The 7,066-nt window shown below is 50.4% G+C and carries 6 protein-coding genes; 5 read left to right on the forward strand and 1 reads right to left on the reverse strand.

The genetic code is table 11. The features are described 5' to 3' along the window. Window positions 1-967: threonine ammonia-lyase, biosynthetic (ilvA, locus tag ACWA6V_RS14460; protein ID WP_449523154.1), on the reverse strand; the 967-nt coding region annotated here is incomplete at its 3' end. Window positions 968-1,277: 310 nt separating this feature from the next. On the opposite strand from ilvA, the gene rpiA reads away from it, so the two are divergent. From rpiA to ACWA6V_RS14485, 5 genes are all read left to right on the forward strand, one after another. After that, window positions 1,278-1,952: a ribose-5-phosphate isomerase RpiA gene (rpiA, locus tag ACWA6V_RS14465; protein ID WP_449523155.1), complete on the forward strand. Its 675-nt coding sequence runs from the start codon at window positions 1,278-1,280 to the stop codon at window positions 1,950-1,952. Window positions 1,953-1,969: 17 nt separating this feature from the next. Further along, the gene (locus ACWA6V_RS14470; RefSeq protein WP_449523156.1) at window positions 1,970-3,139 is read left to right on the forward strand and encodes a helix-turn-helix domain-containing protein; all 1,170 of its coding nucleotides are present in this window, start codon (window positions 1,970-1,972) and stop codon (window positions 3,137-3,139) included. 162 nt (window positions 3,140-3,301) lie between these two features. Beyond that, window positions 3,302-4,621, forward strand: a complete 1,320-nt coding sequence (locus ACWA6V_RS14475) for a glycoside hydrolase family 5 protein (protein WP_449523157.1) — start codon at window positions 3,302-3,304, stop codon at window positions 4,619-4,621. A gap of 33 nt (window positions 4,622-4,654) precedes the next feature. Further along, window positions 4,655-5,467, forward strand: coding sequence for a pirin family protein (locus ACWA6V_RS14480; RefSeq protein ID WP_449523158.1), 813 nt, complete (start codon window positions 4,655-4,657; stop codon window positions 5,465-5,467). A gap of 46 nt (window positions 5,468-5,513) precedes the next feature. Then, window positions 5,514-7,066 (forward strand): GH39 family glycosyl hydrolase (locus tag ACWA6V_RS14485; protein WP_449523159.1); only part of this gene is annotated, 1,553 nt, incomplete at its 3' end.

Below are 7,066 nucleotides of genomic sequence, written 5' to 3' on the forward strand. Positions count from 1 at the left end.
TTTCGGTGCGGTCGCTGATATAGCGCAGGCGATCAAAATTGATATTGGCGCCGCAGTCGATGGCAATCAGGGTTTGGCCGGTGATGCCGTGTTCCGCCACGTATTTTTTCAGCCCCGCTATGCCAGTTGCGCCCGCTGGCTCGGCAATCGAGCGAGTATCCTCAAAAATATCTTTGATGCCCGCGCAAATTTCGTCGTTATTCACGGTGATGCATTCATCAACCGTTTTGCGCAGCACGCGGAAGGTTTCTTCACCGATTTGCGCTACTGCGATACCATCGGCAAAGATGCCCACTTGCGGCAGCACCACGCGCTTTTTCTTGTCCAACGCCGCTTTCAAACAGGCGGATTCTTCCGATTCCACCGCGATAATTTTGATCTCCGGGCGCACGTATTTCACGTAAGCCGAAATACCGGCCGCCAAACCGCCACCGCCGACCGCGATAAAAATCGCATCGATTTTACCGGGATACTGGCGCAGGATTTCCATCGCAATAGTGCCCTGGCCTGCGATCACATCCGGATCATCAAAGGGGTGCACATAGGTCAGCCCTTTTTCTTCCACAAGCTTTTTGGCGTGGGCAGAGGCTTCGTCGTAACTATCGCCATGCAACACTACTTTGGCACCGCGTGCTTTTACGGCATCGACTTTAATCGCGGGCGTCGTGCGCGGCATTACGATGGTGGCTTTGATCCCCAAGTGCTGGGAGCCGAGTGCCACACCCTGCGCGTGGTTGCCAGCCGAGGCGCAAATCACCCCGCGGTTGCGCTCTTCTTCAGTCAGCTGCAGCAGCTTGTTGTAGGCGCCGCGCAACTTGAATGAAAACACCGGCTGCAAGTCTTCGCGCTTGAGCAGGACTTTATTGCCGGTACGCGCTGACAACAGGCGCGCTTCGTCGAGCGGGGTTTCCACCGCAAGATCATAGATGCGGGCGTTGAGGATTCGTTTTATATAGGATTCAGGCATGTGAGTTCTGGCATTCGCGAGTGAGGTGGACTGTTTAGTCAATGAATGAAAAAGTCGCCGCAGTGTAAACAATTTAGCCGCCGCTGGCACGGCGAAAATCCGTATAATGCGCTCACTTTGCACACTCAACGTGCTTAGCCTGTCGCACCCGGTTAAAGGTTTGAGACCGTCTGAGACAGGGATGTCGAAGATGAGCCCCCACGGATGGGTTTATGTCGAGTCTCAAATTTTTAACCGGTTGCGATGGGCGAACCATAATAGATCGGCGGCTTGCTACTCAACAAGCGCCCCACCTGACCGGACAACCACTATGACCCAAGACCAACTCAAACAAGCTGTCGCGCGCGCGGCGATCGAATACATCAAACCCAAATTGTTTAGCGACTCGATTATTGGCGTCGGCACTGGTTCGACTGCGAATTTTTTTATCGATTATCTGGGCGAGATCAAAAGCCAATTCGCCGGTGCGGTGGCCAGCTCCGACGCTTCGGCTGCGCGTCTGCAAAAACTCGGTATTGAGGTGCTGGATTGCAACTCGGTAAGCGAGCTGGTGGTGTATGTCGATGGCGCCGATGAAAGCAACGCTTACCTGCACCTGATTAAAGGTGGCGGCGCCGCCTTGACGCGCGAAAAAATCGTGCGCGCCGTATCCAAAGAATTTGTCTGCATCGCCGATGAAAGCAAATGGGTCGATGTGCTGGGCAAGTTTCCGCTGCCGGTGGAAGTGATCCCTATGGCCCGCTCTTATGTCGCACGTGAATTGGTCAAACTGGGCGGCACACCGGTGTACCGCGATGGCGTAGTGACGGATAACGGCAATGTAATCCTCGATGTGTACAACCTGCAGATTATCGACCCAGTCGGTCTGGAAACCCGCATCAACCAAATCACTGGTGTCGTGACCAACGGTTTATTTGCAGCGCAACCGGCGGACGTCTTGTTGCTCGGCACCAAAGAGGGTGTGAAAACCCTCTTTCCGCGCTAAAAAACAGCAGCGCATTTATGCAGCACTTTTATAACCGAGCCCTTATCACCCTGCTCTGCCTGCTGATGGTGAGCGGGGCGCTTGGTTATCTGTGCGTGAGCAAAACGTTTATGCAGGTCGCGCTTTTACCCGGCGGCCAAGCGGAACTTCAGTGGCAAACCGAGCCGCAAACCGATGTGTATCAGGGCGGAAGCTCGAGCCTCCGGATTGCTGATGACACTTTCAGTTTGAATTTTAATTTCACCCTGACGCGTCAGGCACAATATCCTTTTGTGGCCGTTAATCTGGTTTTTACCGACCCCAACAATGTACCTGCGTTAGTGGATTTATCGGCATTCGACAAAATTGTCTTTAGCGCGAAATGCTCCACCGCCAACACCCTTAGCTTCTCCTTGCTCACTTTTGATGAACAGGTATCAAAGGCCGGTGACTTTTTGAGTTATCGCTCGCCCTCAACTTTTTTTTCTTGCAGTCCCGAGTGGCGCGCAGTCGAGCTTGACCTCACCCGCCTGGAAACACCGCAATGGTGGTTCGAAATGTTTAAGGTCGAATTATCGCGCAAGGAATACAAGCTCAATAAAGTAGCGAAGCTTAATTTTGGCAGCAGCGTCCAAACCCAAATGGACATGGACACCAACGTCCAGTTAAGCGAGATCACCCTGATCGGGCACAACGGATTTTATTTGTACCTGTACGGCGCTTTTTTGTTGCTGCTTTGGGGTGCTTACGCCCTGTGGTTTTTCCGCCAGCATACCCACACCTTGATTCGGGAACTGCACAACAAAATACAGCGCGACCGACCGCTGATTGCCTACCAACAATTATCTGTTGAGCCGCTGCGCGATAAAGACCGCAGCGCCATATTGCATTTTATGGCGACGCGCTATGCCAACCCCGAGCTGGCCTTGGATGCCATGGCGAGTGAGATAGGTGTGAGCCGCACCAAGATTAATGACATCCTCAAATCCGAGCTGGGTTTTACCTTTACCGGCTATTTGAACAAACTGCGCCTGACCGAAGCCGCGCGTTTATTGGCGCAAGCGGAAGATGCCAACATCGCTGAAATCGCCTACTCGGTGGGATACAAAAACGTCTCCTACTTCAATAAATTGTTCAAAGAAGAGTACAGCTGCACCCCCAAAATCTATAAAAGCCTGTGCGACAAAACACCAAACTCTTCAACTTAAATTAAAAAAACTGCAACTTTTTACCAATTGATAGCCTTTTTAGCGCAAGCATTACCACTTGCCACCTGTCATTAGCAAAACTCTCCCGTTCAAACCTCCTTAGCTGCTGCATCTCCTGACGCGCGCAGCCATCGGTTACTAACAACAATAAAGAGAATTGCTATGACCTTAAAAAACAGACTACTGTTATCAAGCCTATTAATCTCCCTGCTGGGATGCGGTGGCGGCGGTGGCAGTGGCGCAGCGACTCCAGCAGCCAGCTCCAAACCTCAACAATCGTCTACAGCCCCAAGCTCAGTGGCAACGATTAGTTCATCAGCGGTTGCAGTGCCATCCAGCGTAGCGGCCTCTTCCTCCAGCGCTCCGGCAACCGGCGGGATTTATCCCAGCTACAACCTGAATCCTCTGCCTGCCGATACCACCGGCATGGAGAGCACTGCCACGCAAATCGCCAGTAAGATCAAGATCGGCTTTAACATCGGCAACACACTGGAAGCCATGGGCGGTAAATCGGAAACCTATTGGGGCAATCCGAAAATCACCAAAGAGTTTGTCGCCTTCGTAAAACAATCCGGTTTTAGCGCCGTGCGCTTACCGGTGTCATGGGATCAGTACGCTAACCAAACCACCGCTGAAATCGACCCCAACTGGCTCAATCGCGTGAAAGAAGTGGTGCAGTATTGTGTTGATAACAATCTCTACGTGATCGTCAATATCCATTGGGATGGCGGCTGGTTGGAAAACAATGTGGTGCCCGCCAAGCAGGAACAAAACAACGCAAAACAAAAAGCTTTTTGGGAACAAATTGCCACACAACTGCGCGATTTTGATGAGCGCGTGCTCTTTGCCAGCGCCAACGAACCCAATGTGGAAACCGCCGCGCAGATGGCCGTATTGCACTCCTATCACCAAACCTTTATCGACACAGTGCGCGCAACCGGCGGCAAAAATGCGCAGCGTGTGCTTATCGTGCAAGGTCCATCCACCGATATCGAAAAAACCAACACGCTGATGACAGCAATGCCGGCCGATTCAGTCGCCAACCGCCTGATGGCCGAGATTCATTTTTACAGCCCCTGGAATTACACCGGCATGACCAAAGACGAGAGCTGGGGCAACCAGTTTTTCTATTGGGGCAAGGGTTTCCACTCCACCACCGACACCGCCCACAACCCCACTTGGGGCGAAGAGGATTATGTCGACCTGCAATTCAAATCCATGAAAACGAAATTTGTGGATAAAGGCATTCCGGTGATCATGGGCGAATTTGGCACAGGCGTGCGCAAAAATTTAACCGGCGCCGATTTGCAATTGCATCTCGATGGCCGCGCCTATTACCTCAATTACCTCACTAAACAAGCCATCGCGAACGGCATGGTGCCCTTCTTGTGGGACATAGGTGAATTGCTCGACCGAACCAATAACAAAGTATTGGACCAGCAAGCGTTTGATGCGCTGATGAATGGCGCTGCCGTGCAATAACGCTTTTTCTCATAAGATCGCCGAGGAAAAAACATGACCACTTCAACAAACGACAGCATTAGCAACATGGATGCGACTTATCTGCAGCATAAAAATAATGTGTTTGCAGCAGAAAGTGATATCGAAAAAATCAAACCCTTTATATCGCTCAACTTGCTAAGCGCACAAAGCCAACAAGGCGAACCCGCGTTAACACCAGCATCAGGGCAAGCGATTATCACTTACGTGATTGCCGGTGAGGCCGCCTACTCCGACTCCACCGGCAAACAGGGCCGATTGCAAAAAGACGGCTGGGCTTGGGTGATTGCGGGCGCTGGTATTTGGCACTCGATAACGCCCGTCACACGCGACTTTATCGCCGTACAAATGTGTATTGCATTATCGCCCGCACTGGAAAATTCTCCCCCGCAGAGCGCCTATTTACATGCAGAACCCAACGCAATAGATGGCGACCCCGCTAAATTATTAATTGGCTGGCATGGCAAAAAACGCAGCGATTTTGCGATCCCTTCGCAGTTGAATTATCTAGTCGTACCGCTGAAGGCCGAACAACACTGGAGTTATGAATTACCACTAAACCATCAATTTGCATGGGTAGCGGTAGTCAGCGGACTTGTCACTACGAGCGAAGGAAAAACTCTGCCACAGGGTGTGAATATTTTTAATCGCCGCACTGCAAAAATGGATTTTCATGCGCGGACTGACGCGGTCATCGTGCTGGGATCTTCACTGGAATTTGGGCATGACTTAATTATTCAAAATAGCTCAGTACACACATCAACAGAAGCCCTGCAGATTGGCTACAAAGGAATTTCCGCGGCGGAAAAACACTACGCACTTACCTGATAACAGCGATCACAACCTATCGGCGTGAAAAAACACAGGAACCATAATGAGAATTAACACACTTTCTTGCTTCACATTTTTCTGTCTTTTACTTGCATCTACTTCCACATTCGCACAAGCGCGCAATATCGCAATCGACGCGCAACAAGTCGCGGGCCCATTCAATACATTTTTCAAAACCAGTATAGGTGCCGGCCGCGCTAATGAAGGCCTGCGTGCCGATTGGCAACAGCAATTGGCAGAATTAAAACGCGACACTGACTTTCAATACATCCGTATGCACGGTTTACTCACCGACGACATGGGCGTTTACAAGATTGATGCGCAGGGTCGCGAGCAATATAACTTTCAATACATTGATGCCCTCTACGATTACATTCTGAGCATCGGCATGAAACCGTTTGTCGAATTGGGTTTTATGCCCTCAGCGCTGGCGAGCAGCGACAAAACCATCTTTTGGTGGCGCGGCAATGTAACGCCACCGCACAGTTATGAAAAATGGGAAACGTTAATTCAAAAACTGACGGAGCACTGGACGCAACGCTACGGCGCTGAAGAAGTGGAGAGCTGGTATTTTGAAGTCTGGAACGAACCCAATCTCGATGGCTTTTGGGCGGGTACGCAAGCAGATTATTTCAAACTCTACGCCCACAGTGCGCGTGCGATTAAACGTGTGAACCCGAATTATAAAGTCGGCGGACCAGCGACCGCCGGTGCCGCTTGGATTCCGGAAATGATCGCCTACTGCGCTACCAATAACGTGCCACTGGATTTTGTCAGCACTCATTCTTATGGCGTTAATCAGGGTTTTCTTGATGAATATGGCAATACCGGAACGGTGCTATCCAAAGATGAATTGGCTGTTGCACGCGATGTATTAAAAAATCGTCAGGAAATTGCGGCATCGGCCATGCCCAATCTGGAATTGCATTACACCGAGTGGAGTTCTTCCTATACACCGTCAGATCCTACCCATGATTCCTATCATCAAGCGGCGTACATTTTGCAAAAATTAAAACAAGTCGGCGACGCGGCGCAGTCTATGTCTTATTGGGTGTTCACCGATATTTTTGAAGAGCCAGGCCCACGCTTTGAAGCCTTTCACGGCGGCTTTGGTTTGATGAACACACAAGGAATAAAAAAACCGGCGTATTTTGCGTATCAGTTTTTAAACAAGTTATCACCGATTGAATTAAAAAATAAGGATGCACAATCCTTCGCCACAAAAGATGAAAAAGGCAATGTACAACTACTGCTGTGGGATTCAACCCACACCTTGCCGGATGGCATCAACAACCAGCAGTACTACATCAAAGACTTGCCGCCCAAGAACAAAGGCGAAGCTAACATTCGTTTAAGCGGCTTGAAAAAAGGCAAATACACTTTGCGCATTTCGCAGGTGGGTTATCAACGCAATGATGCTTACACCGCCTACATCGGCATGGGTTCACCAGCACAATTGACCAAAGCCCAGGTAACAGAATTAAAAGCGCAAGCAAGTGGACAACCAGCGCAGGAAAAAACAGTGCGCGTAGCGAGAGATGGTCAATTTACATTGGATTTACCATTGCGGGAAAACGATGTGTATTTAGTGGAACT

Source organism: Cellvibrio sp. (genome assembly GCF_053579595.1).

Excerpts from the sequence above, each read along its gene's own strand:
- rpiA (WP_449523155.1), top strand. The coding sequence starts at position 1,278 with ATGACCCAAGACCAACTCAAACAAGCTGTCGCGCGCGCGGCGATCGAA.
- ACWA6V_RS14470 (WP_449523156.1), top strand. The coding sequence starts at position 1,970 with ATGCAGCACTTTTATAACCGAGCCCTTATCACCCTGCTCTGCCTGCTG.
- ACWA6V_RS14475 (WP_449523157.1), top strand. The coding sequence starts at position 3,302 with ATGACCTTAAAAAACAGACTACTGTTATCAAGCCTATTAATCTCCCTG.
- ACWA6V_RS14480 (WP_449523158.1), top strand. The coding sequence starts at position 4,655 with ATGACCACTTCAACAAACGACAGCATTAGCAACATGGATGCGACTTAT.